General features: G+C 52.3%; 22 protein-coding genes. 17 read left to right on the top strand and 5 right to left on the bottom strand.

Annotated elements, in window-relative coordinates; translation table 11 throughout:
- Positions 1–16: 16 nt before the first annotated feature.
- Complete coding sequence (locus tag FJM65_RS13685; protein WP_140622114.1) at positions 17–892, bottom strand: DUF2911 domain-containing protein; 876 nt, start codon at positions 890–892, stop codon at positions 17–19.
- Between the two features lie 953 nt (positions 893–1,845).
- On the opposite strand from FJM65_RS13685, the gene hisG reads away from it, so the two are divergent.
- The 4 genes from hisG (at position 1,846) to hisB (ending at position 6,227) form a co-directional block, all read left to right on the top strand.
- The gene (gene hisG / locus FJM65_RS13680) at positions 1,846–2,697 is read left to right on the top strand and encodes an ATP phosphoribosyltransferase (RefSeq protein WP_140622113.1); all 852 of its coding nucleotides are present in this window, start codon (positions 1,846–1,848) and stop codon (positions 2,695–2,697) included.
- Positions 2,698–2,701: 4 nt separating this feature from the next.
- A complete protein-coding gene (hisD, locus tag FJM65_RS13675; protein ID WP_140622112.1) occupies positions 2,702–3,991 on the top strand; it encodes a histidinol dehydrogenase in 1,290 nt (429 codons plus the stop codon).
- Entirely contained in the window at positions 3,984–5,027 is a 1,044-nt protein-coding gene (gene hisC / locus FJM65_RS13670; RefSeq protein ID WP_140622111.1) for a histidinol-phosphate transaminase, read from the top strand. Before hisD ends, hisC begins: the two co-directional genes overlap by 8 nt.
- Positions 5,028–5,123: 96 nt before the next feature.
- Positions 5,124–6,227, top strand: a complete 1,104-nt coding sequence (gene hisB, locus FJM65_RS13665; RefSeq protein ID WP_140622110.1) for a bifunctional histidinol-phosphatase/imidazoleglycerol-phosphate dehydratase HisB — start codon at positions 5,124–5,126, stop codon at positions 6,225–6,227.
- A 53-nt stretch (positions 6,228–6,280) separates the two neighbouring features.
- Here the strand turns inward: hisB and FJM65_RS13660 are convergent, their stop codons facing one another.
- On the bottom strand, positions 6,281–6,688 hold the full coding sequence (locus tag FJM65_RS13660; protein WP_140622109.1) for a hypothetical protein: 408 nt from the start codon (positions 6,686–6,688) through the stop codon (positions 6,281–6,283).
- Between the two features lie 571 nt (positions 6,689–7,259).
- Between FJM65_RS13660 and FJM65_RS13655 the strand changes: the two genes are divergently transcribed.
- The 12 genes from FJM65_RS13655 (at position 7,260) to hisIE (ending at position 18,271) form a co-directional block, all read left to right on the top strand.
- Positions 7,260–8,672 (top strand): anthranilate synthase component I family protein, encoded by a 1,413-nt coding sequence (locus FJM65_RS13655; RefSeq protein ID WP_140622108.1) that lies wholly within the window; start codon positions 7,260–7,262, stop codon positions 8,670–8,672.
- 1 nt (position 8,673) lies between these two features.
- A complete protein-coding gene (locus FJM65_RS13650) occupies positions 8,674–9,237 on the top strand; it encodes an anthranilate synthase component II (RefSeq protein ID WP_140622107.1) in 564 nt (187 codons plus the stop codon).
- 154 nt (positions 9,238–9,391) lie between these two features.
- A complete protein-coding gene (trpD, locus tag FJM65_RS13645; protein WP_140622106.1) occupies positions 9,392–10,399 on the top strand; it encodes an anthranilate phosphoribosyltransferase in 1,008 nt (335 codons plus the stop codon).
- Between the two features lie 44 nt (positions 10,400–10,443).
- Positions 10,444–11,259 (top strand): indole-3-glycerol phosphate synthase TrpC, encoded by an 816-nt coding sequence (trpC, locus tag FJM65_RS13640; RefSeq protein ID WP_140622105.1) that lies wholly within the window; start codon positions 10,444–10,446, stop codon positions 11,257–11,259.
- The gene (locus FJM65_RS13635; RefSeq protein ID WP_140622104.1) at positions 11,256–11,876 is read left to right on the top strand and encodes a phosphoribosylanthranilate isomerase; all 621 of its coding nucleotides are present in this window, start codon (positions 11,256–11,258) and stop codon (positions 11,874–11,876) included. The genes trpC and FJM65_RS13635 overlap by 4 nt, the downstream gene beginning before the upstream one ends.
- Positions 11,877–11,973: 97 nt before the next feature.
- Positions 11,974–13,164, top strand: a complete 1,191-nt coding sequence (gene trpB / locus FJM65_RS13630; protein WP_140622103.1) for a tryptophan synthase subunit beta — start codon at positions 11,974–11,976, stop codon at positions 13,162–13,164.
- Entirely contained in the window at positions 13,154–13,930 is a 777-nt protein-coding gene (trpA, locus tag FJM65_RS13625; protein WP_140622102.1) for a tryptophan synthase subunit alpha, read from the top strand. The genes trpB and trpA overlap by 11 nt, the downstream gene beginning before the upstream one ends.
- Position 13,931: 1 nt before the next feature.
- Positions 13,932–14,942, top strand: coding sequence for a bifunctional 3-deoxy-7-phosphoheptulonate synthase/chorismate mutase (locus FJM65_RS13620; RefSeq protein ID WP_140622101.1), 1,011 nt, complete (start codon positions 13,932–13,934; stop codon positions 14,940–14,942).
- 448 nt (positions 14,943–15,390) lie between these two features.
- Entirely contained in the window at positions 15,391–15,972 is a 582-nt protein-coding gene (hisH, locus tag FJM65_RS13615) for an imidazole glycerol phosphate synthase subunit HisH (RefSeq protein WP_140622100.1), read from the top strand.
- Positions 15,969–16,691: a 1-(5-phosphoribosyl)-5-[(5-phosphoribosylamino)methylideneamino]imidazole-4-carboxamide isomerase gene (gene hisA / locus FJM65_RS13610; RefSeq protein ID WP_140622099.1), complete on the top strand. Its 723-nt coding sequence runs from the start codon at positions 15,969–15,971 to the stop codon at positions 16,689–16,691. Before hisH ends, hisA begins: the two co-directional genes overlap by 4 nt.
- Positions 16,685–17,461 carry an imidazole glycerol phosphate synthase subunit HisF gene (gene hisF / locus FJM65_RS13605; protein ID WP_140622098.1) on the top strand — a complete coding sequence of 259 codons (777 nt, stop codon included), beginning with the start codon at positions 16,685–16,687 and terminating at the stop codon, positions 17,459–17,461. The genes hisA and hisF overlap by 7 nt, the downstream gene beginning before the upstream one ends.
- Before the next feature lie 201 nt (positions 17,462–17,662).
- A complete protein-coding gene (gene hisIE / locus FJM65_RS13600) occupies positions 17,663–18,271 on the top strand; it encodes a bifunctional phosphoribosyl-AMP cyclohydrolase/phosphoribosyl-ATP diphosphatase HisIE (RefSeq protein ID WP_140622097.1) in 609 nt (202 codons plus the stop codon).
- A 149-nt stretch (positions 18,272–18,420) separates the two neighbouring features.
- On the opposite strand, the gene FJM65_RS13595 is transcribed toward hisIE, so the two are convergent.
- Positions 18,421–19,287 carry an alpha/beta fold hydrolase gene (locus tag FJM65_RS13595; RefSeq protein WP_140622343.1) on the bottom strand — a complete coding sequence of 289 codons (867 nt, stop codon included), beginning with the start codon at positions 19,285–19,287 and terminating at the stop codon, positions 18,421–18,423.
- A gap of 186 nt (positions 19,288–19,473) precedes the next feature.
- Between FJM65_RS13595 and FJM65_RS13590 the strand changes: the two genes are divergently transcribed.
- Complete coding sequence (locus tag FJM65_RS13590) at positions 19,474–21,150, top strand: AsmA family protein (protein ID WP_140622096.1); 1,677 nt, start codon at positions 19,474–19,476, stop codon at positions 21,148–21,150.
- Between the two features lie 19 nt (positions 21,151–21,169).
- On the opposite strand, the gene alr is transcribed toward FJM65_RS13590, so the two are convergent.
- The gene (gene alr, locus FJM65_RS13585; RefSeq protein WP_140622095.1) at positions 21,170–22,321 is read right to left on the bottom strand and encodes an alanine racemase; all 1,152 of its coding nucleotides are present in this window, start codon (positions 22,319–22,321) and stop codon (positions 21,170–21,172) included.
- Positions 22,322–22,327: 6 nt separating this feature from the next.
- On the bottom strand, positions 22,328–23,491 hold the full coding sequence (locus tag FJM65_RS13580) for an amidohydrolase (RefSeq protein WP_140622094.1): 1,164 nt from the start codon (positions 23,489–23,491) through the stop codon (positions 22,328–22,330).
- Positions 23,492–23,515 lie beyond the last annotated feature (24 nt).

The raw sequence follows: 23,515 nt of genomic DNA, 5'->3' as shown, positions 1-23,515 counted from the left end.
TAATTTAAATAGTAGATTATCTGCGTTTCTTCCACTCGCTGTAGGCGGTTTCAATCTGCTTTGCGTAGGTTTTGTAGCTCTCGGGCTCTGTGCTGCCTAGCTCAATGGCCTTAGCCGACAGTGCCGCCGCCACCTGAAACTCATTGTTGTGGGCGTAAAGCTTTGCCTTGATCCAGTTGTTGTAGAAGTTCTCTTTAATGGCTATCGACTTATTGATCCACTCCAGCGCTTTGGCGTGGTGCTCTTTGCGCGGCAGCATATATTCTGCACACTGTGCCCAGGTATACCAGTCATCGCTGGCTGCATGGGCAAGGGCATACTGTATGTTCTCAAGCGCCTTTTTCTCAATGTCCGTTTCAATGCTCAACGTTATTTCCGTGTTCTCCCAGGCCAGGTTAAGGTTAGCCTTGTTTGTGCCGATATCAGAGAACGAGAACTGCATGGTTTCCACAAACTCCGCAGATTTGTGCGGCACCACCTCCAGGTAAGCCACGTCGTCCAGTTCATTATAGCCTTCCAAGCCCCACAGGGTAGTGTCTTTGTTCAGCACCACGTTCCAGAGGGTATCGCTCTGCGGGAAAATGAAGAAGGAGTAGGTTCCGGCCGGCACGCGCTCATTGTTTAGAAAAAGTTCATCCTCAAAGGTAACCAAAGTCGCTTCGTTGGCACCGGCACGCCACAACTGTCCGTAAGGCACCAGTCCCCCAAACACTTTACGTCCTTTTGCGCCTGGCGCGTGATAGTTGACGGTAATATCGGTGAGGCCTACCGTTTGCCGCAGCATGGCTGCGGGGCTGGCCTGTGGCAACTGCACCTGGGCATATGATGTAGTGCTACCTGCAAACAGAAGAAAGGCAGCGAGCAGGAAGAAATACAGTAAGTACTTTTTCATGGTAAAGCGGGTTTGGCATTTTACGGACTCAGGCCATATTTACTGAAAAAACTATGCCAACACAGCAAAGCAGGCGGCACAAGCGGCCACAAAGCTAAGAAAATTTAAGCTTTGGCCGTTGCTTTTGCTGCAGGCTAGCGTATGGTAAACGTTATCCCTTTAAACGCAAAAAAACAGGAAAATTTTACATTTGGTTTTCTAATTAAATGTGCGGCTTGACAAGTAGGGACACGGTTAAACTATCAGCAAGTGAGTAATGCGCTATAGGGGTTGGTGAAGGGGAGCAAGTAAATTGGGTAAACTGAAACGGTTGCTGAACAAGAACTGCCTGTCATATTTCATGCACAGCCCGAAGCGAGATAAAAATTTAATAGAGTTACCATTGCCAAATCTTAACAAGCCTCACCACTATATGTTGTTGGATATGACCCTTCTAAGGCGAGATGGGAGAGTGGTACATGAACTTTGTATTGAGTTTAAGCTATATTCATTCACTAAAAATCGGCAACATTTTACATGTAAGGGGGTATAAATGACCATAACACCTGATAGAGCAGGAACTTTTTAGATTATTTTTTAGCCAGCATATAGTAGCTTACTTTTATGATTGTTTGTAGATTTATTTTGCAGAAGCTTGTTAGGTTCATTGCAGCCTAAGACAAAGTAGCTTACGATTTTAGTTTTTCATATATTTCATCCTTAAAATTTTTAATTGAGCGCAAAAGCTATTTACTTTGCGTTTGATACATGAGCACAGCCTTATTCCATAGCGTTTCTTTTCCTCTGGCAACACCCGTTGCGCAGGCGCATGCTCGTTTCCACCATTTCCATCATTCCTCGTAAGAGGAATTCATACATTATATTGCCCCCGCTGGGCGTTCGCCCATGTTATACTTTGCTCACCGCGAGGTATGATCCTTTATTCTATAATTCTTTAACGACATGTATATAGTATGCTACGAATAGCCATACAAAAATCTGGCAGGCTGAGCGACGACTCGCTGAACCTGATCCGCGAGTGCGGCATCTCCTTTGTAAACAGCTCGCTCAAACTCATGACCGAGTGCACCAATTTTCCACTTGAAATTCTTTTCCTGCGCGATGATGATATACCAGGCTATGTGGCTGACGGTGTGGCCGATATTGGTATTGTAGGCCAGAATGTACTGGTGGAGGAAGGAAAGCAGGAGCTAACGGTAGAAGCGCTTGGATTCTCCAAGTGCCGCCTCTCGTTGGCAGTGCCCAAAAGCACCAACTATACTTCGGTGCAGGACCTAGACGGTAAAAACATCGCTACGTCTTACCCAAACCTGTTGCAGGCATTTTTGGATGAGAAGGGCGTGCAGGCCAATATTCACACCATCAGCGGCTCTGTGGAGATAGCACCGGGCATAGGCCTGGCCGAAGCCATCTGCGACATCGTCAGCTCCGGCAGCACGCTCATCAGCAACGGGCTCAAAGAGGTGGAGCGCGTGTTTAAGTCAGAGGCAGTGCTAATTGCCAGTCCGCAGCTAACGGCGGAAAAACGGCAAATACTGGAGAAACTTCTGTTCCGGATCCATGCCGTGCAGCGCGCGCGCAGGGCAAAGTATATCCTGCTCAACTCTCCCAACGATAAGATAGACGAAATCAGCAGGCTGCTGCCAAGTATGAAAGCCCCAACCGTGCTGCCGCTGGCGGAGGAAGGATGGAGCTCGCTGCACTCGGTCGTGAATGAAGATGATTTTTGGGAGATCATCGAGAAAATAAAAGATGCCGGCGCGCAGGGTATTTTAGTGGTGCCGATCGAGAAAATGATAGTATAAAGGTATGCGTAAGATCGTTAACCCCAATCCCAATACTTGGGCTGAGTTGGTAAAAAGACCTACCAAGAACCTAGAGGAGCTGGAGCCGGGCATACTGGAAACTTTTAAACTGGTGCAGGAGCAGGGCGATAAGGCTTTGCTGCAACTGGCGCAAAAGTATGATGGCGTACAGCTGCAGAACCTACTGGTAATCCCTGAAGAAATGGCTTCAGCGGAGGCAAAAGTACCGCAGGAGCTGAAGGAGGCTATTTTGCAGGCATACAGCAATATACAGCTTTTTCACACGCAGCAAGCTGAGCCGGTGAGGCAGGTAGAAACCATGAACGGCGTAAACTGCTGGCGCAAAAGCGTTGCCATTGATAAAGTGGGTTTATACATCCCCGGTGGCACTGCTCCCTTGTTCTCTACCTTGCTGATGCTGGGCGTGCCCGCGCATATTGCCGGCTGCAGAGAGGTAGTACTGTGCACACCTCCTGCCAAAGACGGCAGCGTTCATCCGGCCATCCTTTATACGGCGTCGCTATTGGGCATCAACCGCATCGTGAAAGCAGGCGGAGCCCAGGCAGTGGCTGCCATGGCTTTCGGCACAGAGAGCGTGCCTGCTGTCTATAAAATCTTTGGCCCTGGCAACCAATACGTGACGGTAGCCAAACAACTGGTAAGCAAAACCGGTGTAGCGATTGATTTGCCTGCCGGCCCGTCGGAGGTGCTGGTGATGGCCGATGAAAGCGCCAACCCTGCCTTTGTGGCCGCAGACCTGCTCTCGCAGGCAGAGCACGGTGCTGATTCGCAGGTGGTGCTGTTGACCACCTCGGAAGAGGTGCTGCAACAGGTAGAGCAGGAACTGGAGGCGCAGCTGCGGGTGCTCCCACGGAAGGAGTTTGCCGCTAAAGCTTTGGAGAACAGCCTTGGGATTATCCTTAAAGATCGGCAGCAGATGCTGGATTTCTCCAACCTGTACGCCCCGGAGCATCTCATACTTTCTGTCTCTGATTTTGAGGAGCTGATGGATGGCATTACCAACGCTGGCTCCGTTTTCCTGGGACACTACAGCCCGGAGAGCGCCGGCGACTATGCCTCGGGCACGAACCATACTTTGCCAACAAACGGCTACGCCCGCGCCTACAGCGGCGTATCGCTGGACAGCTTCGTGAAGAAGATCACTTTCCAGTACATCACGCGGGAGGGGCTGCAGCACATTGGCAAAACCATCGAAACCATGGCCGAGGCCGAAGGGCTGGAGGCGCACAAAAATGCCGTAAGTATACGCCTTAAAGAACTAGACCGTGTTTAACCTCAACGATATCATTCGCCCGAACGTGTTGAAGATGAAAGCCTATTCTTCGGCCCGCGACGAGTTTAAAGGCAGCGCCAGCGTGTTTCTGGATGCCAACGAGAACAACCTCGGCAGCCTGGCCGGGGAGAACTATAACCGCTACCCCGATCCGCACCAGAAAAAGCTGAAAGCCTGCATCGCCGAAATAAAAGGCGTGCTGCCGGAGCAGATTTTCCTGGGCAACGGCTCCGACGAGGCCATCGATTTGCTGTTCCGCATGGTGTGTCGCCCGGGCCAGGACAGCATGCTGCACCTGCCGCCCACCTATGGCATGTATGAAGTATCCGCCAACCTGAACGATGTGACGCTGGAGGCGGTGCAGCTGACGGAGGATTTCCAGGTGCCGGTGGAGGAGGTGCTGATAAACGTGAAGCCCACGACCAGGATGATCTTCATCTGCTCGCCCAACAACCCGACGGGAAATTTAATAGAGCCGGAAAGTATAAGCGAGATACTGCGGGCTTTTAAGGGATTGGTCGTGGTGGACGAGGCCTACATCGACTTTGCCGATGCCCGCAGCTGGACGGCGCGCCTGAACGAGTTTCCGAACCTGGTGGTGCTGCAGACTTTCTCCAAAGCCTGGGGAATGGCCGGCCTGCGTCTGGGATTAGCCTTTGCCTCTCAGGAGATCATTTCGGTTTTAGATAAAATAAAGCCACCTTACAACATCAACGAGGCTACGCAGGAGCTGGCGCTGCAGGCGCTGGAGCGTGGGGAGGCCCTGAAGGACATGGTGGAGGAGATTGTGCAGGAGCGGGAGCTGTTGATGGAAGCGTTGCCAGGCATGCCTTCTATAGAGCATGTTTACCCATCCGACGCCAACTTTATACTTGTTAAAGTAAAAGATCCGAACGGGATGTATAACTATTTGCTGGAGAAAGGCATAGTGGTGCGCAACCGTTCGTCTCTGCCAGGCTGCGAAGGCTGCCTGCGCATATCCGTGGGCACACTGGAAGAGAACCAGCAACTGTTAAAAGCCATCTCAGAGTTTTAGTCCGTAGCGCGTATCTTGCATCACGTTGCAAGGGTTACAATAAGTCAAACACCCAACATCGTGCTACCTGATACCTGCCACATGATACGTTAATAAATGAAAAAAGCACTTTTTATAGACCGCGACGGCACCATACTGGTAGAGCCGCCCACCGATTACCAGGTTGATTCTTTCGAGAAGTTCGCCTTTTTACCAAAGTCCATCTCCAACCTGGCGCGCATTTACCGCGAAATGGACTACGAGTTTGTGATGGTGACTAACCAGGACGGGCTAGGCACCGACTCTTACCCGGAACATACTTTCTGGCCTTACCAGAACAAGATGCTGGAGATTCTCGAGAGCGAGGGCATAAAGTTTGACGAGATCCTGATAGACCGCAGCTTTGAGCATGAGGGGCTGGAGACGCGCAAGCCCGGTATCGGCATGATGAAGAACTACCTGGCCGGCGAGTATGATCTGGCCAACAGCTATGTGATCGGGGACAGGTTGACGGACGTAAAGCTGGCGCAAAACCTGGGCGCGAAGGCTATCTTTATTGGGGAGAAATCCGCAGACGGTGCCGCTCTGAGCACGACAGATTGGGACGATATTTATACTTTCCTGAAGGGACAAGGCACCGGCCGAACCTCCACCGTCCGTCGCAGCACCTCGGAGACCGACATTGAGGTAGCGGTGAACCTGGACGGCTCGGGCAAGATGAGCATCAGCACCGGCATCGGCTTTTTCGACCACATGCTGGAGCAGGTAGCCAAGCACGCCAGGATTGATCTAAGTATAAATGTGAAAGGCGACCTGCACATTGATGAGCACCATACCATTGAGGATACCGGTTTGGCTTTAGGCGAGGCTTTCCTGCAAGCCTTGGGCGACAAACGTGGCATCAGCCGCTATGGCTTTTTTATACTTCCGATGGATGAGACGCTGGCGCAGGTGGCCATCGACTTCAGCGGCCGCCCATGGGCCGTATGGAAGACGGAGTTTAAGCGGGAGAAAGTAGGGGATATGCCCACCGAGATGTTCTTCCACTTCTTTAAGTCCTTCTCCGACGCGGCAAAGGCGAACCTGAACATCAAAGTAGAAGGCGATAACGAACACCACAAGATCGAGGCGATCTTCAAAGGCTTTGCCCGGGCCATTCGCATGGCCGTGGAGCGCAACCTGCACGACTCCTCCATCCCTAGCACAAAAGGCACTTTATAGTATAAACAGCAAGAGGCGCTAAGTTTTAGCGCCTCTTGCTGTTTATACTAACCTTAAGCTGACCTCATCCAGTCTTTTGCCTGCTGTAGATTATCAAATACCTTGATTCCGTCCGGGTAATCGGCGAGTTGCAGCAATTTGTCAGTAGAAAGGCGGCTTAAAAAGCTTGGAGAGTAAATCCAGGCAAAGCACTGCAGCCCTGCCTCAAACATGGCCGGAAACCATACTTCGGCTCCCCACTTTGCCGCTTCAGACCATTTCCCCTCCACATGGGTGTTGTCGTTGAGGATGCGGTAGCAGGCCACCTTCTGCATCAGTTCCAGCATTTTTTCACAGCCAGCCACCACTGATTCATAATTCTGGTAACCCCGCCAGTTGACATAGATCCATTCCTCCACTGGGTTATACTCAATGGCAATCGAAGGATCTCTGTACAGAAGTTCTGTGCGGGTTCTTTTCATAGGATGGGTTTTTACTGGCGGAAGGGTTGCAAAATAAGCAACAGGAATTTACAATTACAAAAAGACAGACCAAACAAACGGGAATTTCTCACCCGCTCCACAGCAACTTATTTTGACTGCTTGATCAAATCCTTTTAGTTAATAATTTATATTTCAGCTTTTTAAGAAAACATCGCAACTAAAAAATTATAGGTGAGGAAAAATGTAACTTCCGCTCTTTGCAAAACGATGGTGGCAAGGAGTGTGCAGGAAGGCGCATGAACGATGTGCTATTCAGGAAAAGAATTTTACAGCAAATTAAATTATTTATAGAAAAATGTTTGGAGTTACCGTTTAACTCTATAGATTTGCGATGTAGAGAAGTGGCAACAGCAAATCTCTGCACACAAGAAAAGAAAGAATGGCTCAGAATCTTCATATGGCTTGGTGGTGGCACGTTACAGACATGAACGTGAACAGCACTGCATTGCCTACTGTGAAGAGATAGAGGAAGCAAAATATAAAAGGTTTAAAAGGCCTGCTGTTCACCCCGAACGGCAGGCCTTTTTTGTTTCACCACCTCCAAGCACTTATGAAAAAGTATAGTATCCGCACCACCTACAAACAGCTACTGGCCGACACGCTGACGCCGGTAAGCGTGTACCTAAAACTGCGCGACAAGTTCCCGAACAGCATCCTGCTGGAAAGCTCTGATTACCACGGCGCTGAGAACAGCTTCTCCTATATATGCTGCAACCCCATGGCCAGCATTAAGGCGCAGGGCGAGGTGCTGACAGAGACTTTTCCGGATGGCAATGTGCGCACTACCGCCATCACCAAAGACACAGACGTGCCGGGGAGACTGGGCGAGTTCTCCAGGTGCTTTGAAGTGGCGCAGGATGAGCCGTTTTCCTTTATCCATAACGGCCTTTTCGGCTACATGAGCTATGATGCGGTCCGCTATTACGAAGACATTGACCTGACGCTGCGCGAAGGGCGGTCTGATATTCCGGACCTATACTATGCCGTGTACCGCCACATCATCGCCATCAACCACTTTACTAACCAGGCCTTTATCTTTTCCCATAACTCCCACAACGGAGAGGACGATGGCATTGCGCAGCTGGAGGCCATTTTAAACAGCCGCAACATCCCGAGCTTTACCTTTAAGACTAGCGGCCAAGAGGAACATAATATTTCTGCAGACGACTTTCTCAAGAACATCGCCAGAGCCAAAGAGCACTGCTACCGCGGCGATGTGTTCCAGCTGGTGCTGTCGCGGCGTTTTGCACAAGGTTTTCAGGGGGATGAGTTTAACGTGTATCGTGCCCTGCGCTCCATCAATCCGTCGCCTTACCTGTTTTATTTCGATTATGGCAGCTTCAAGATCTTCGGCTCGTCGCCGGAGGCCCAACTGGTGATAAAAGACCAGAAAGCGAGCATTTTCCCGATTGCAGGCACCTTCCGCAGAACCGGTGATGACGCCGCCGACGCCGCGCTGGCCGAAAAGCTGCTGGCCGACCCGAAAGAAAACGCCGAGCACGTGATGCTGGTGGATTTGGCACGCAACGACCTGAGCCGCAACGGGCACAGCGTAAAAGTGGAGACTTTCCGGGAGATTCAGTTTTATTCGCACGTCATCCACCTGGTGTCTAAAGTATCGGGCACGCTGCATAACCAGGAGGATGCCCTGAAGATGGTAGCCAGCACTTTTCCGGCCGGCACGCTTTCCGGGGCGCCCAAGTATAAGGCCATGCAGTTAATTGATAAGTATGAAACCACCAACCGCGCCTTCTACGGCGGCTGCATCGGCTTCCTCGACTTCAACGGCAACTTCAACAGCGCCATCATGATCCGCTCGTTTCTGAGCAAAGACTATAAGTTATACTTCCAGGCAGGCGCGGGCATTGTGGCCGCCTCCAATCCGGAGAGCGAGCTGCAGGAAGTAGACAATAAACTAATGGCGCTGCGCCGCGCCCTGGACCTGGCCCAAAACATCAACTGATATGGAAGTACTTGTAATCGATAACTACGACTCTTTTACCTATAACCTGGTGCACCTGCTGCAGGAGCTAGGGGCTACAGTAACTGTGCGCCGCAACGATAAAACCACACTCGAAGAGGTAGGGAAGTATGATAAGATCATGCTGTCGCCGGGGCCGGGAATACCTGATGAGGCGGGGCTTTTGAAAGAGATCATCCGCAAGTATGGCCCTAGCAAGGATGTGTTTGGGGTGTGCCTGGGGCATCAGGCGATAGGTGAAGTATACGGAGGCAAGTTGTTTAACAGCAACGAAGTATGGCACGGAGTGGCAACCCAGGTGCAGGTGGTTTGCGAGGAAGAGCTCCTGTTCAAAGACCTGCCTGCCTCTATTGAAACCGGCCGCTACCACTCCTGGTTGGTAGAACGGGACCTGCCGGAATGCCTCGTTGCCACCGCTGTAGACGCGCAAGGCCACATCATGGCGTTGCGGCACAAAACCCATAATGTCCGAGGTGTGCAGTTTCATCCCGAGTCGGTGCTGACAAAGTATGGCCGGGAGATGATCAAGAATTGGCTGGACAGTTAGAAAGCTAAAAGATTAGAAGGTATAAACCTTCTCTAACCCCTCCCAAGAGGGAAATTATACTTGAAGCTAAGTCTCCCTGTGAAGGGGGCAGGGGGATGATAATCGTTATTAAAATCACCCATGGAGGGTGGGTTAATCAAACGCAGACAAAACCATGAAAGAAATACTAAATCACTTATTCGAGCATAAAACCCTGACGAAGGCCCAGGCGCGGGAAGTGCTGGCGGATATCACCAAGGGAAAGTATAATCAAAGCCAGGTATCCTGTTTCCTGACGGTGTTTATGATGCGTAGCATTACCGTGGAAGAGCTGGAGGGTTTCCGGGACGCGCTGCTGGAGCTGTGCCACCGCGTAGACCTGGATGCTTACAATCCTATTGACCTCTGCGGCACCGGCGGCGACGGAAAGGATACATTTAATATCTCCACGCTATCATCTTTTGTAGTAGCGGCTAATGGGGTGGCGGTGGCCAAGCACGGCAACTATGGCGTGTCTTCCTCCTGCGGGTCGTCTAACGTGTTGGAGGCGCTGGGAATTAAATTCACGACGGATACGGATACCCTGGAGCGAAGCATGGAGAAGTATAACATCTGCTTTCTGCACGCGCCGCTTTTCCACCCGGCCATGAAAAGCGTAGGTCCCATCCGGAAGGATCTGGGCGTAAAGACGTTCTTTAACATGCTCGGTCCTATGGTGAATCCCGCCTTCCCGAAACGGCAGCTGGTAGGAGTATTCAGCCTGGAGCTGGCGCGCATGTATGGCTACCTGTACCAGCAAACCGATACCCGCTATACCATACTTCATACGTTGGATGGTTACGATGAAATCTCCCTGACGAGTCCGTTTAAGGTTATTTCCGATAACCAGGAAGCGCTGCTGGAGCCCACTGACCTCGGTTTGCCTACACTGCAGCAGGAGCAGATAAAAGGCGGCGGAACAATAGACTCGGCTGCGGAGATTTTTTTGAAAGTGCTGAAAGGTGAGGGTTCGGAGGCACAAACGGCCGTTGTGGCAGCCAACTCTGCCATGGCCCTGCAGTGCGCCCGCCCGGAACTGCAGCTGCAGGAAGCGGTAAGTATAGCCAAAGAAACGCTGCAATCAGGCAAAGCCTATACTTTATTTAACAGTTTGATAAACGATCAGAAGCTGGTTGTGGCATGATTAGTTCCAATGCTTCATATATCCAAATTTTAAATCCATAAGACATGAACATACTCGACCAAATCATCGCCACAAAGTATAAAGAGGTAGCCGAGCGCAAGGAGCTTTATCCGGTGAAGCTGCTGGAGAAAAGCTTATACTTCGAGACGCCTTGCATCTCGCTGGAGCGCTACCTGCTGCGCCCCGACAAGAGCGGTATTATTGCTGAGATCAAGCGTAAGTCTCCTTCCAAAGGTGATATCAATCCTTATGTGTCGGTGGAGCGGACTTCCATTAGCTATATGCAGGCGGGCGCTTCGGCGCTGTCGGTGCTGACGGACGGGCCATACTTTGGCGGCAAGAACGAGGACCTGATGACGGCGCGTAAGTTCAACTACTGCCCGATTCTGCGCAAGGATTTCACAGTGGATGAGTACCAGATCGTGGAGGCGAAGTCGATCGGGGCTGATGCCATCCTGCTGATTGCCGCTGCCCTGGAGCCTGCCCGCTTAAAAGAACTGGCAGCTTTTGCCCGCTCGCTGGGCCTGGAGGTGCTGCTGGAGGTGCACAACCTGCAAGAGCTGCAGCAAACGCTGTGTGACGAAGTGACGGTGGTGGGCGTGAACAACCGCAACCTGAAAGACTTTGTGACAGACGTGAACACCTCGCTGGAACTGGCGAACCATATTCCGGCCGGCATCACCAAGATTTCCGAGAGCGGCATCAGCAAGCCAGAAACGCTGGTGACCCTCCGAACGGCAGGCTACAACGGCTTCCTGATCGGGGAGACCTTTATGCAGAACAGCCGGCCGGGCCAGTCTGCCGCCGCTTTTATCAAAGAGTTTAAGCAGCTGCTGGCGCAACAGGAGGTATCGGCATGAAAATAAAAGTATGCGGCATGCGCGACTCGGAGAACATTCGGCAGGTGGCGGCGCTGCAGCCCGACTACATGGGCTTTATCTTCTACGAAGGCTCTAAACGCTACGCGGAAGGCTACATCACTCCGGAGCTTTTGGCCGAGTTGCCTCAAAGTATAAATAAGACCGGCGTGTTTGTGAACGCTCCTCTGGAAAGTATAAAGGCCACCGTGGCCAAGTATAAGCTCGATGCGGTGCAGCTGCACGGGAAGGAGTCGCCGAAAGTATGTGCCGAGGTAAAAGCATTGGGCGTGGAGGTGATAAAGGTTTTCTCGGTGGATGACCGGTTCGTTTTCCAGAACACCTTACTCTACGAGCCTTGCGCCGACTATTTCCTGTTCGACACCAAGGGGCAGGAGTACGGCGGCAACGGCATCCCCTTTGACTGGGAACTGCTGACAGGTAATCTTTCCCCGAAGCCATACTTCCTGAGCGGCGGCCTGAACCTGGAGAATGTAAAGCACCTTCCTAACGTACGGCCTCAGCCTTACGCGATAGATGTAAACAGCGGATTTGAACAGGAGCCGGGGCTGAAGAAAGTCGAGGACCTCAAAAAGCTGTTTGAACTGATCCGAAGTTAATAAAGGCGCAAGCGTCCGCTTGTGCCGAAGATACTGAAAAATGGCAGCACAAGCGGACGCTTGCGCTATGATATAGAATTAAAAGACTCAAGCAAAAATGAGCTATCACGTTAACGAAAAAGGATTTTACGGCAAGTTCGGTGGGGCATACATCCCCGAGATGCTGTACCCGAATGTGGAGGAGCTGCGCCAGCATTACCTGCGCATTATGCAGGAGCCTGATTTTCAGGAGGAGCTGCAGCACCTGCTGAAGGATTATGTGGGCCGCCCGACGCCACTGTACTTTGCGCCGCGCCTTTCCCAGAAGTACAACACCAAAGTATACCTCAAGCGCGAGGACCTGAACCATACCGGGGCACACAAGATCAACAACACCATCGGGCAGGTGCTGCTGGCCAAGCGCCTGGGTAAGAAGCGGATTATTGCCGAGACAGGGGCCGGGCAGCATGGCGTGGCCACCGCCACGGTTTGTGCGCTGATGGGGTTGGAGTGTATTGTGTACATGGGCGAGATCGATATTGAGCGGCAGGCGCCAAACGTGGCCCGCATGAAGATGCTGGGCGCACAGGTAGTGGCGGCCACCAGCGGAAGCAAGACTTTAAAAGACGCCACCAATGAGGCTATCCGTGACTGGATTAACAACCCGGAAAACACCTACTATATCATCGGCTCGGTAGTTGGTCCGCACCCGTACCCGGACATGGTGGCGCGGTTCCAGGCGGTGATCTCGGAGGAGATGCGGGCGCAGTTGCTGGAAAAGGAAGGCACGGAGCTGCCAACCTACGTAGTGGCCTGCGTGGGCGGCGGCAGCAATGCGGCCGGTGCTTTTTACCATTACCTGGACGAGCCGGAGGTGCAGCTGGTGGCTGTAGAGGCAGCTGGAAAAGGCGTCCATTCCGGTGAGTCGGCGGCTACATCCATACTTGGTCGAGACGGTATCATTCACGGCAGCCGCACCTTGCTCATGCAAACCGACGACGGGCAGATCACGGAGCCATACTCTATCTCAGCCGGTTTGGATTACCCGGGCGTTGGGCCGCTGCACGCGCACTTGTTTGAAAGCAAGCGTGCCCGCTTTGAGAGCGCCACCGACGAGGAGGCCCTGCAAGCAGTGTTGGAACTGACGCGGCTGGAAGGCATTATCCCGGCACTGGAGAGTGCGCATGCGCTTGCTGTGCTGGACCGGCTAAAGGCTAAGCCTGACGATATCGTGGTCATTAACCTTTCCGGCCGCGGCGACAAAGACCTTTCTACGTACCTAAAGCATTTCCACTTCGATGAAAAATAGAATCAAAAGCCTTTTTGCCCAGAAGCCGAAAGGGCTGCTCTCGGTATACTTTACGGCGGGTTTTCCGAACCTCAACGACACCGAAACGATTATCCTGGAGCTGGAGAAAAGCGGTGTGGACCTGATTGAAGTGGGCATGCCTTTCTCCGACCCGCTGGCCGATGGGCCTACGATACAGGCCAGTAGCACCGTAGCCTTAAAGAACGGCATGACCATCCCGAAACTGTTCGAGCAGCTGCAGGACATTCGCCAGAAAACACAGATCCCGCTGGTGCTGATGGGCTACCTGAACCCGGTGATGCAGTACGGTGTGGAGCGCTTTTGCCAGAAAGCCGCTGAGGTAGGCATAGACGGTATCATTCTGCCGGACCTGCCACTGCACCAGTACGTGGAGGAGTATAAGGAGCTGTTTGAGAAGTATAACCTGAGCAAGGTTTTCCTGGTTACGCCGCAAACACCGGAAGCCCGTATCCGCGAGATCGACTGCCACAGCAACGGCTTTATCTATATGGTATCGTCAGCGTCTACCACGGGCAAAACGGTTGGACTAGCAGAGCAGAGCCAAGCTTACTTCCAGCGCGTGGCGGGCATGCAGTTGCAAAATCCCGGCGTGATCGGCTTCGGCATCCACGACAAGGAGACCTTTGTTGCTGCCTGCAACCACGCTAGCGGCGCCATCATTGGCAGTGCCTTTGTGAAGGCACTGCAGCAGGAGGGAAGCCTGCAAGAGAATATTTCATCATTCATCCAAAGCATCAAAAACTAACATGATCATACAACTGCAGCAAGGGATTCCAGCGGAGCTAAAGGAGAACATTCTGAGGCAAATACAGGAAATTGGGTACAAAGCAAACGAAGTTATCACACAGGAGGCGCACTACCTGGTGGCCATCGGGAAAAAGGAGTTCGACATTCGCCGCATCGGGCAGCTGCCGGGCGTGGCGGACATTCATCGGGTTTCGGAGGAGTATAAACTGATCTCCCGCAGATGGCGCGTTGAGCCCACCCGCATTGACTTAGGCGACGGCGTGGTGATTGGCGAAGGCAACTTCAGCATTATGGCCGGTCCGTGCTCTATTGAGGGCGAGGAGCAGATAGAGCGCGTGGTGGCGCATTTGGTTGAGAACAACGTGAAGGTCATGCGCGGCGGTGTGTTCAAGCCGCGCAGCTCGCCGTATGCTTTCCGTGGTTTAGGGATAGATGGCCTGAAAACGTTCCACCGCATCTGCCGCGAGAACGGCATCAAGATCATCACCGAAGTAATGCAGGTGTCGCAGATAGAGGAGATGATCGATTATGTGGACGTGTTCCAGGTGGGGGCGCGCAACAGCCAGAACTTTAACTTGTTGGATTCACTGGGCGAGGCGCAGAAGCCAGTGCTGCTGAAGCGCGGCATTTCCGGCACCCTGGAAGAGCTTTTGCAGGCAGCGGAGTACATTTTCTCGAACGGCAACGAAAAGATCATGCTCTGCGAGCGCGGCATCCGGGGCTACGAGAAAGCATACCGCAATATTCTGGACCTGAACGCTGTGCCGGTGCTAAAGGAGAAAACGCACCTGCCCGTTATCGTGGACCCCTCGCATGGCATTGGCCTACGCGATTACGTGGATAGTATGGCGCTGGCCGCTGTAATGGCCGGGGCTGACGGTGTTATTTATGAAACGCACTATACACCTGAAAAAGCCTTCTCAGACGGTCAGCAAACGCTTAATTTTCAGGAATCAGCCCGGCTGATCGAGCGTATGCGCAAAGCTTATGCGTTGCGGGAGAGTTTTTAGATCAGGTTTTCTGGATCAGAGAGAATCAGTAGGATTTAAATACTATTCCGGTTCTAAACACAGCAAATCCACTTAAACCATTTTATTTATACTTCTGATGCACTATCTTTGCAGTAATGAAAGGCACAATGGCTCATAAGCACCATCATCATGCACGAAGCAATAGTTTCGGAGCCGCTTGCCTGTAGTTTTTGAAGTATAAACACTATAGATATCTAAAGCCTGACTCCGACCAGTCAGGCTTTTTTTATGTCTGAATCAGGATTTTCAGGATTTAGAGGGATTAACAAGATTGATACTTTCACAAGTACTGGCGCGGAAGTCTCTTCCGTGACAAAGTATAAAAGCGAATCTCAGATTCGCATCTGTAACAAGGCACGAAATTGATTTTCGCGCCAGAGTTAGAAGAAAACTCTCTAACTCACAAACTTTTTAACTTTCTAACTTAATGGACTTAGTTATAGTTGATTACAAAGCAGGTAATGTGCAGTCGGTGCAGTTTGCGCTGGAGCGGCTGGGGGTGCAGGCCACGCTGAGCTCGGATGCCGAAACGATCAAGGCAGCTGATAAGGTAATTTTTCCGGGCGTGGGGCAGGCGGCCTCGGCCATGGGGCAGCTCAAATCCCGCAACCTGGACAAGCTACTGCCGACGCTGGAGCAGCCGTTCTTTGGCGTTTGCCTGGGCATGCAGCTGCTCTGCCGGCACTCCGAAGAAGGCGATACCGATCTGCTCAACATCATTCCGCTGCCGGTAAAGCATTTCGAAACTGACCTGAAAGTACCGCACATGGGCTGGAATCAACTGGAAGGTTTGCAGTCGCCTTTGTTTAATGGCATTAACGAGAAGGAGTATGTCTACTATGTGCACAGCTATTATGTGCCGGTAAGCGAGTTTACCATCGCCCAAACATCCTATCCCGAGCCTTTTTCGGCCGCCCTACAGTATAAAAACTTTTACGCCGCGCAGTTCCACCCTGAGAAAAGCGGTCCAGCCGGCTCACAGATACTTAAAAACTTCCTTGCCCTATGATGGAGATCATCCCAGCGATAGACATAATCGGCGGCCAGTGCGTGCGCCTGACAGAAGGCGACTTTGCCCAGCAGACCACCTACGACAGCAACCCGCTGGCGGTAGCCATGCGCTTTGAAGCTGCCGGTGTAAAACGCCTGCACCTGGTAGACCTGGACGGAGCCCGCGCCAAAAAACCGGTTAACCTGGCGGTGCTGGAAAGTATAGCATCAAACACTAATTTAAAAATAGATTTTGGCGGCGGGCTGCAGTCTGAGGAAGCGGTAAAGCAGGCGTTTGACGCAGGTGCAACGCAAATTACGGCTGGAAGTATAGCCGTGCGGGAGCCAGAGACGGTGAAGAACTGGCTCATAAGGTATGGCGCTGAAAAGATCATCATCGGGGCTGATTTTAAAGGAACCAACATCGCTATCTCCGCCTGGACCGAAGAGAGCAAATATCCGCTGCAGGGTTTCATCTCAGGGTATGTGAAAACAGGAGCCCGTTTGTTTATCTGCACCGACGTGAGCAAAGACGGGAAACTGCAGGGGCCGTCTATCAATACCTACCGCCACCTGAAGCTGACGCTGCCGGAAGCCGGCATCATTGCCAGCGGGGGCGTTACCACCGTAGAAGACCTGGAGCAACTGCAGGAGATTGGGGTAAAAGGTGCTATTATCGGGAAAGCGATTTACGAAGGCACCATCAGTTTGAAAGACTTAAAGCGATTTATATGCTAACCAAACGCATCATTCCTTGCCTGGACATCAAAGACGGCCGCACCGTGAAAGGCGTGCAGTTCGAGAACATCCGCGATGCCGGCGACCCGGTGGAACTGGCCAAGTGGTATGCCCAGCAGGGAGCCGACGAACTGGTGTTCCTCGACATTACCGCCACGAACGAAGGCCGTAAAACCTTTGCTCAACTGGTGCGCGACATTGCCCGCCACATCGATATTCCCTTTACCGTAGGCGGTGGCATTGGCTCTGTGGCCGATGTGGAGGTGCTATTGCAGAACGGCGCCGATAAGGTTTCCATCAACTCATCAGCTATCAAAAACCCGCAGCTGGTAGAGGAGCTAGCCAGGCATTTCGGCAGCCAGTGCGTTACGGTGGCCATCGACACCAAGTATACCGAAGCCACCGGTTGGAAAGTATACACCCGCGCCGGAACCGTGGAAACAGAACACCGGACAGTTGATTGGGCAAAGCAGGTGGTAGGTTTAGGCGCCGGAGAGATACTCTTAACAAGTATGAACAACGACGGTACCAAGGCTGGTTTTGCGCTGGATATTACCCGAGAGGTAGCTCAGGCTGTTTCTGTGCCAGTAATTGCCTCGGGCGGAGCCGGACGTATGGAGCACTTTGCGGATGCGTTTTTAAAGGCACATGCCGATGCGGCGCTGGCAGCCAGCCTGTTCCACTTCCGCGAGCTGGCTATTCCGGACCTGAAGCAATACCTGAAGCAGCAGGGGGTAGAAGTTCGTCTGCATCAGGATTTACATGATTAAGAAGGATTGACAAGATAAACATAGCTGGCGCCGGAATTATTCCGGTGACAAAGGGTGTGGGTGAGTCTCCAGACGCACTTGTCAAGCCCAAAGTATAAAAGCGAGTCTGGAGGCTCGCACGCACAAACGGCACGAGGAAGATTCTCGCGCCAGGGTTAGAAGCTTCACTTTCTAATCATCTAACTTTTAACTTTCTAACTAATGCTTGATTTCGATAAAGCCGGCGGTTTGGTTCCTGCCGTGATACAGGATAATGTAAGTGGCCAGGTGTTGATGCTGGGCTACATGAACCAGGAGGCGCTGGACAAAACGCGGCAGGAGGGATTGGTTACTTTTTTCTCCCGTTCCAAAAACCGCCTCTGGACCAAAGGCGAAACCTCCGGTAATACGCTGCAGGTGATCAGCATTGCCAAAGACTGCGACGCTGATTCGCTGCTCATAAAAGTAAACCCAACCGGGCCTACCTGCCATACCGGTAGCACCAGCTGCTTCGGGGAGGAAGAAGCAGCCAGGCGTGTGAAAGCGATACAGTTTATCGCGCAGCTCGAGCAGGTGATTCAGGAGCGAAAAGCCAACCCGGCAGAAGGGTCTTATACCAACTTCCTGTTCGAGAAAGGCGTGAACAAGATCGCCCAGAAAGTAGGGGAGGAAGCCGTGGAAACCGTAATAGACGCCGTGGCAGGCAAACTAGACACCATGAAAGGCGAAGCGGCCGATTTGCTGTACCACCTGCTGGTGCTCTTAGCTGCTACCGGCCTGGAACTGAAGGATGTGGTGGAGGTGCTGCAGGAAAGGCACCAGAAAAAGTAATCGGTTTGAAAGTTATGTAAAGCAGCGGCAAGTATAGCAAACCTTTGCCGCTGCTTTGTTTTATACTTTAGCTATGGAGTGTTACTCCTTAAATCCGGCACAAACTCCTGAAGGCCGCCTGTAGATTGTATGGTTTGCCGAGATCGGGGTTAGTGGGTAGCAATAAAGCTTTGGATCGCGTCTGCCACTTCGCCGCCACGTTCTTCCTGCACAAAATGGCCGGCTTTATACTTTACCGTTTTCGTTTCAGGAAACTCCTGCTGCCAGCGATCCAGGAAATGCAAGGGCAGCAGCTTATCCTTCTCGCCCCAAAGTATAAGCTTGTTTATGCTTTTTAGCTTCTCGCGCTGCTGCCACAGCTCTTCAAAGTATGGGTTGGATTGGTGCAGGGCTTTGGCAAATGCCCAGGTGCCGAGGCGACTGGCAGAAGTGGAGAGGGGCTTCTGGTAGTGCTGTTTGATATCTTTTGTCAGGTGTTTGCGCTCGTGGTAGCCTTGGGGCAGCAGGATGTTTGCTGAAAAACCCAGTTGCAAGTATATAAAGCGCCCCACCCTGCCAGCCATAAACCTGCTGATCTTCATGATCCGGCTTTCACTTTCCAAACTCCACATCCAGGTGTTCAGAATAATAAGGTGCTTCACGTTCTCCGGGTGCCGCAGCGCATACCGCAGGCCAATGGGGCCACCGAAATCGTGCACCACCAGCGTAATGTCCTTAAGCTGCAGGTAATTGATTAGCTGCTCCAGGTTATCGGCATGCGCTGCAGGGGTATAGGCAAAGTCAGCGGGCTTTTCTGATAGGCCAAAGCCAATATGGTCCGGCGCGATGCAGCGGTAGTTCCGGCTCAAGGGTTTTATCTGCTGCCGCCACACAAACGACCAGGTGGGCGTTCCGTGCACAAATACAATCGGATCGCCTTGTCCTTCGTCCACATAGTGCATGCGCCCTCCCGGTACTTCCAGCGTAGAGTGGGCAAAAGGGTAGAGTATCCTATCGAGCCACTTTGGTGAGTTCATCGCGTTCTGGTTTTCAATTTGCTGAAGCTGTGCTTTCTTATTCCACCTTAAAGTATACTTCATTTATACTTTCAGGTGGCGATTAAGTATGAAAGTAGCACCGAAACATATAAATATTTACTATTTATGATGATCTCTACAGCTTGGCAAGAAAATATGCGTATGGTAGGCTAAAACATATCTTGCATGCAGCATCACACCACATCTGATTCTTCAAAACTAAAAAAATGGTTAAAGGTAATTGCTTGGGTGGTAGGTGTCTCACTTCTTGTGTTTGTAGGCTTGTTCTTTTTTACCTTCTGGCTAGAAAGCAAGCTGGAGCGTATGGTAGAGGCGCAGTCCAAAGGCGTATATAAACTGCGGTTATATGGCCTGTCGACTTCACCGTTTATCGGGAGCCTGGCGGTAGACAGCCTGGAGCTACAACCAAACTATGAGCGGTGGCAGGAGCTGAGCAAAAAAAGGAGCAGCACGCCCCGCACCCTGCTTCGTTTGCACACCGGGCCGATAAACCTCCGGAAGCTGAGCTATGTTAAGGCACTCCTGAAACAGAAAATCCAGCTGGACGAACTGGAAGTTGCCAAGCTGAACATGCTGCTGACAGTGATGCGCCCGGACACTACAGAATCGCATAAACCGCTGCACGAAACTACCAAGGGCTTTTTGCAAGGGTTGGCGATCGGTAAAATACACGTGAGGGATGGCCAGTTAGGTTACCGCCTGCAAGAGGCGGCTGACACTGCTTTCACGGTAAAGCATTTTAACCTGCAAGTGCTCGGCTATAAGCTCGACAGTGCCTCCTTCCATGCCAAAGAGCGGGCTTATTACGCCAAAAAGTATATGCTAGCGGCATCTAACATTACCTATCAACTACCGGATGGTTTGTACAGCGCCACCACGGACACTTTACAGCTGGATACGCAGGCGGAGCGCGTACTGGTAAAGGGGCTGGCACTGAAGCCAACAGTGGAGCCGGCGGCATTGGCGCGCGCCAAAGGAAAAGCTGTAACCTATCAGGAAATAACCGTGAAAGAGGCCGCTTTGCAAGGAGTGGCGTTTGGTGCGCATTCCCGCGAGAATGAGGTGCGGGTTCGCCATGTGCAGTTGCTGAACCCATCACTTACCGCCTTCAAAGACAAGCAGCACTTCCAGGACAAGGGCACCAAACAACTGCCGCACGCTATGGTGCAAAGTATAAAAACGCCGTTCCTGCTCGATACCATAGCGCTTAAGCATGGCTATATCCGGTATGCAGAGCTGGTGCCGCAGGCACAGGAGCGCGGGCATATTACCTTTCATCACCTTAGGGCCCTCATCACCAATCTCTCCAATATGCCCGAACACATCAGTATGGAGAAACCCGCCGTTGTTCAGGCTACTACCAAAGTAATGGATCGGGCTAAACTAAATGTGACCATAAAGCTGCCTTTGCTAAACAGGAACGGCTACCATACCCTGGAGGGGGAGATTGGGGAAACGAACCTGCAGATCCTGAACCCTATTCTGATGCCGACCACTTTTATGAAAATCACACGAGGGCAGGTATCAAGCGCCAGGTTTAAGGCTGAGTTGACCGATGCACGCGCAACGGGAACGATGGTGGTGCTCTACAATAACTTGGAGGTGGAGCTGCTGAAGAAGGGAAGTGGGGGAGACCAGGGCCTCGGCAAAAAACTGATTTCCGAGCTGGCCGACTGGATAGCGATCAAAGACAGCAACCCTGCGGAAGGCGAACAGCCGCGTACCGGAGAAATCGCCTTTAGCCACAACAGGCAGAAGTCTGTGTTTAATTACTGGAAGAGCTGCCTGGTGAGCGGGTTTAAATCCAGCATCGGCCTGAAAAGTGAGATCCCCAAGAAGTAAGAAGCTTCCGTAACTGGCCTCACTCCACTATGTAGCGCGGTATGTTGATAGGAAGACGTGTGAGCAGCTCGTAGTTTAGCTGCGTGCTAAGCTCCCCGAAAGAGGCAACAGTTATACTTTCCTCGCCTTGTGTGCCTAGCAGCACCACCTCATCTTCTGGCTGCACACCCGGTATGTCGGTTACATCCACCATCATCACGTTCATGTTCACGATGCCCACCACCGCAGCGCGCACGCCTCGGATAAGCACCTGCCCCTGGTTGCTGAGGTTGCGGCTGTAGCCCCAGGCATATCCCACCGGCACAATGGCCAACTGCATGTCGCGCGGCGCCTGAAAAGAAGTGCCATAGCCTACAAATTCACCCTGAGGGACATTTTTAAAGCTCATGATGCTGCTTTTCCAGGTGATCAGGCGGCGCAGCGGGTCTTTTCTGTCGCGGTGCAGGCCCAGGTAATGGCGGTAGGTTTCGGGGCTGGGCCAGAAGCCGTACTGCATAATGCCGATGCGCACCAGGTCCATGCGGGTTTCAGGGTAGGAGACCATGGCGGCAGAGCAGGCGGTGTGGCACTGGGCAGGGTGGTAGCCGGCGCTTTCCAGGTACTGCAGCTGTTGCTTATACTTGCTCAGTTGGTCCAGAACACGTTCATGGTTCTGCAGGCTCTCGGCACCGGCGTAGTGCGTGCAGGCGCCTGCCAGTTCCACCTTTCCCCGGGCCTGGTGCAGCAGAGGCAACAGTTTCTCCAGTTGTGCCAGCGTAAAGCCGGTGCGGTTCATGCCGGTTTCCATCTCCAGGTGTATCCGGGCGGGCTTTCCAAGCTTTCCTGCAGCTTCGGTTGCCGCTGTTAGCCTACCAGGCTCAAAGACAAAGAACTCGATGCCATGCGCTATGGCCCACTCCACTTCAGGTTGGTCCAGGTAGCCCATTACCATGATGGTAGCAGGCTTCTTGAGCGACTGCAGCAGCCGCTCTGCCTCATCTGCACTGAACACAGAAAAATGATCCACGCCGCACTCCTGCGCCAAGGGGGCAAAGTGCTCGATGCCGTGGCCATAGGCATTGCCTTTCACCACAGACGACAGCTTTACCTGCGGCCCTATCTCTTCTTTCAGGAAAGCAATGTTATGTTGAAGGGCAGATTTGCTTATCTCGATGTAAGAGCTGTGAAACATAGGGTGTTACTGATTCAGAACTTCTTGTATAATGCCATAGAAAAGAGCAGCTCCGGTAGGTATAAGTTCATCCGGGAAGTTATAGTTGGCGTGGTGCAACTGCGGCTGCGATGCGCCGGAGCCCAGGCCAAAGAATGCTCCTTTATACTTCGCTGTAAAATGGCCGAAATCTTCCGACCACCTGAAAGGCTGTACGGCCTCCTGCACCTGCAGTTCCAGTTTTTTTGCTACCTGCCGCACCACCTGCACCGCCCCCGCATCGCTCAGAGTGGCCGGGAACTCTTCCTCAAAACTGATTTTATACTTCAGGCCATACTTGTTCGCTATCGCTTCTACTGCCTTGGCTGTTAGCTCCTTTAGCTTTTGAAGGTCGCTTTGCCGGTAGGAGCGGAGGGTGGCCATGACGGTGCCATAACCCGGATTAGTGCCGAAGGCAACTTCACCCAAGCGGGCATGTATAACGGTCAAAAGCGTGAGGGCTTCAAAGGTCTTCTTTTCTTCTATGATTTTATTGAAGGCAAGTATCATCTCTGCCATGGCCATACCGGGATTTAAGCCGTTTTCCGGTTCTGCGGCATGAGACGGTTTCCCGAACAACTCCACCACCATACCCGTTGAGGCCGATGCGAACACTTCGTTGCGGACAACTACCTGGTGGAGCGGAAAGCCCGGCAGGTTGTGCAGGCCGAAAACATAGTCTGGCTGAAGGCGCAACAGGCGCTCATCCTGAAGCATGGCGAAAGCGCCGGCACCCGTTTCCTCGGCAGGCTGAAACAACAGCAGCACGCTGCCCCGAACGGGCCTTTTGTGAGAAAGCATACTTGCCAGTGCCATCAGAATAGTCATGTGGCCATCGTGGCCGCACAAGTGGGCAACGCCTTTGGTGGCTGAGGCATAGGGCAAGGCTTCATGCTCTTCCTGTATAGGCAAGGCATCAAGCTCAGCCCGAAAAAGTATGGTTGGCCCGATCTGGGGATCATCTCCTTTAAATACAGCCACTACGCCGGTGCCGCCTACCTCGGTTAAAACGGCATCGGGAGCATACTTTTGAAGTTCGCTGGTAATACGTGCTGCGGTGGCTTTTTCGGCTCCTGATAATTCCGGGTGCCGGTGCAGGTGCTGGCGCAGCGCTAGCAAATCAGGCAGGTCTTTCAGGTCTGTTCGGTGCATAGCTTCTACTTTATACTTAGGTAA

The organism is Pontibacter mangrovi, from assembly GCF_006385705.1.
Classification (GTDB): Bacteria; Bacteroidota; Bacteroidia; order Cytophagales; family Hymenobacteraceae; genus Pontibacter; species Pontibacter mangrovi.
This window is presented reverse-complemented; position numbering and strand designations above follow the sequence as displayed.

What these genes read in the sequence shown, in the direction of transcription:
- FJM65_RS13685 (WP_140622114.1), bottom strand. Translation starts at nt 892, where the DNA reads ATGAAAAAGTACTTACTGTATTTCTTCCTGCTCGCTGCCTTTCTTCTG.
- hisG (WP_140622113.1), top strand. Translation starts at nt 1,846, where the DNA reads ATGCTACGAATAGCCATACAAAAATCTGGCAGGCTGAGCGACGACTCG.
- hisD (WP_140622112.1), top strand. Translation starts at nt 2,702, where the DNA reads ATGCGTAAGATCGTTAACCCCAATCCCAATACTTGGGCTGAGTTGGTA.
- hisB (WP_140622110.1), top strand. Translation starts at nt 5,124, where the DNA reads ATGAAAAAAGCACTTTTTATAGACCGCGACGGCACCATACTGGTAGAG.
- FJM65_RS13660 (WP_140622109.1), bottom strand. Translation starts at nt 6,688, where the DNA reads ATGAAAAGAACCCGCACAGAACTTCTGTACAGAGATCCTTCGATTGCC.
- FJM65_RS13655 (WP_140622108.1), top strand. Translation starts at nt 7,260, where the DNA reads ATGAAAAAGTATAGTATCCGCACCACCTACAAACAGCTACTGGCCGAC.
- FJM65_RS13650 (WP_140622107.1), top strand. Translation starts at nt 8,674, where the DNA reads ATGGAAGTACTTGTAATCGATAACTACGACTCTTTTACCTATAACCTG.
- trpD (WP_140622106.1), top strand. Translation starts at nt 9,392, where the DNA reads ATGAAAGAAATACTAAATCACTTATTCGAGCATAAAACCCTGACGAAG.
- trpC (WP_140622105.1), top strand. Translation starts at nt 10,444, where the DNA reads ATGAACATACTCGACCAAATCATCGCCACAAAGTATAAAGAGGTAGCC.
- FJM65_RS13635 (WP_140622104.1), top strand. Translation starts at nt 11,256, where the DNA reads ATGAAAATAAAAGTATGCGGCATGCGCGACTCGGAGAACATTCGGCAG.
- trpB (WP_140622103.1), top strand. Translation starts at nt 11,974, where the DNA reads ATGAGCTATCACGTTAACGAAAAAGGATTTTACGGCAAGTTCGGTGGG.
- trpA (WP_140622102.1), top strand. Translation starts at nt 13,154, where the DNA reads ATGAAAAATAGAATCAAAAGCCTTTTTGCCCAGAAGCCGAAAGGGCTG.
- FJM65_RS13620 (WP_140622101.1), top strand. Translation starts at nt 13,932, where the DNA reads ATGATCATACAACTGCAGCAAGGGATTCCAGCGGAGCTAAAGGAGAAC.
- hisH (WP_140622100.1), top strand. Translation starts at nt 15,391, where the DNA reads ATGGACTTAGTTATAGTTGATTACAAAGCAGGTAATGTGCAGTCGGTG.
- hisA (WP_140622099.1), top strand. Translation starts at nt 15,969, where the DNA reads ATGATGGAGATCATCCCAGCGATAGACATAATCGGCGGCCAGTGCGTG.
- hisF (WP_140622098.1), top strand. Translation starts at nt 16,685, where the DNA reads ATGCTAACCAAACGCATCATTCCTTGCCTGGACATCAAAGACGGCCGC.
- hisIE (WP_140622097.1), top strand. Translation starts at nt 17,663, where the DNA reads ATGCTTGATTTCGATAAAGCCGGCGGTTTGGTTCCTGCCGTGATACAG.
- FJM65_RS13595 (WP_140622343.1), bottom strand. Translation starts at nt 19,287, where the DNA reads ATGAACTCACCAAAGTGGCTCGATAGGATACTCTACCCTTTTGCCCAC.
- FJM65_RS13590 (WP_140622096.1), top strand. Translation starts at nt 19,474, where the DNA reads ATGCAGCATCACACCACATCTGATTCTTCAAAACTAAAAAAATGGTTA.
- alr (WP_140622095.1), bottom strand. Translation starts at nt 22,321, where the DNA reads ATGTTTCACAGCTCTTACATCGAGATAAGCAAATCTGCCCTTCAACAT.
- FJM65_RS13580 (WP_140622094.1), bottom strand. Translation starts at nt 23,491, where the DNA reads ATGCACCGAACAGACCTGAAAGACCTGCCTGATTTGCTAGCGCTGCGC.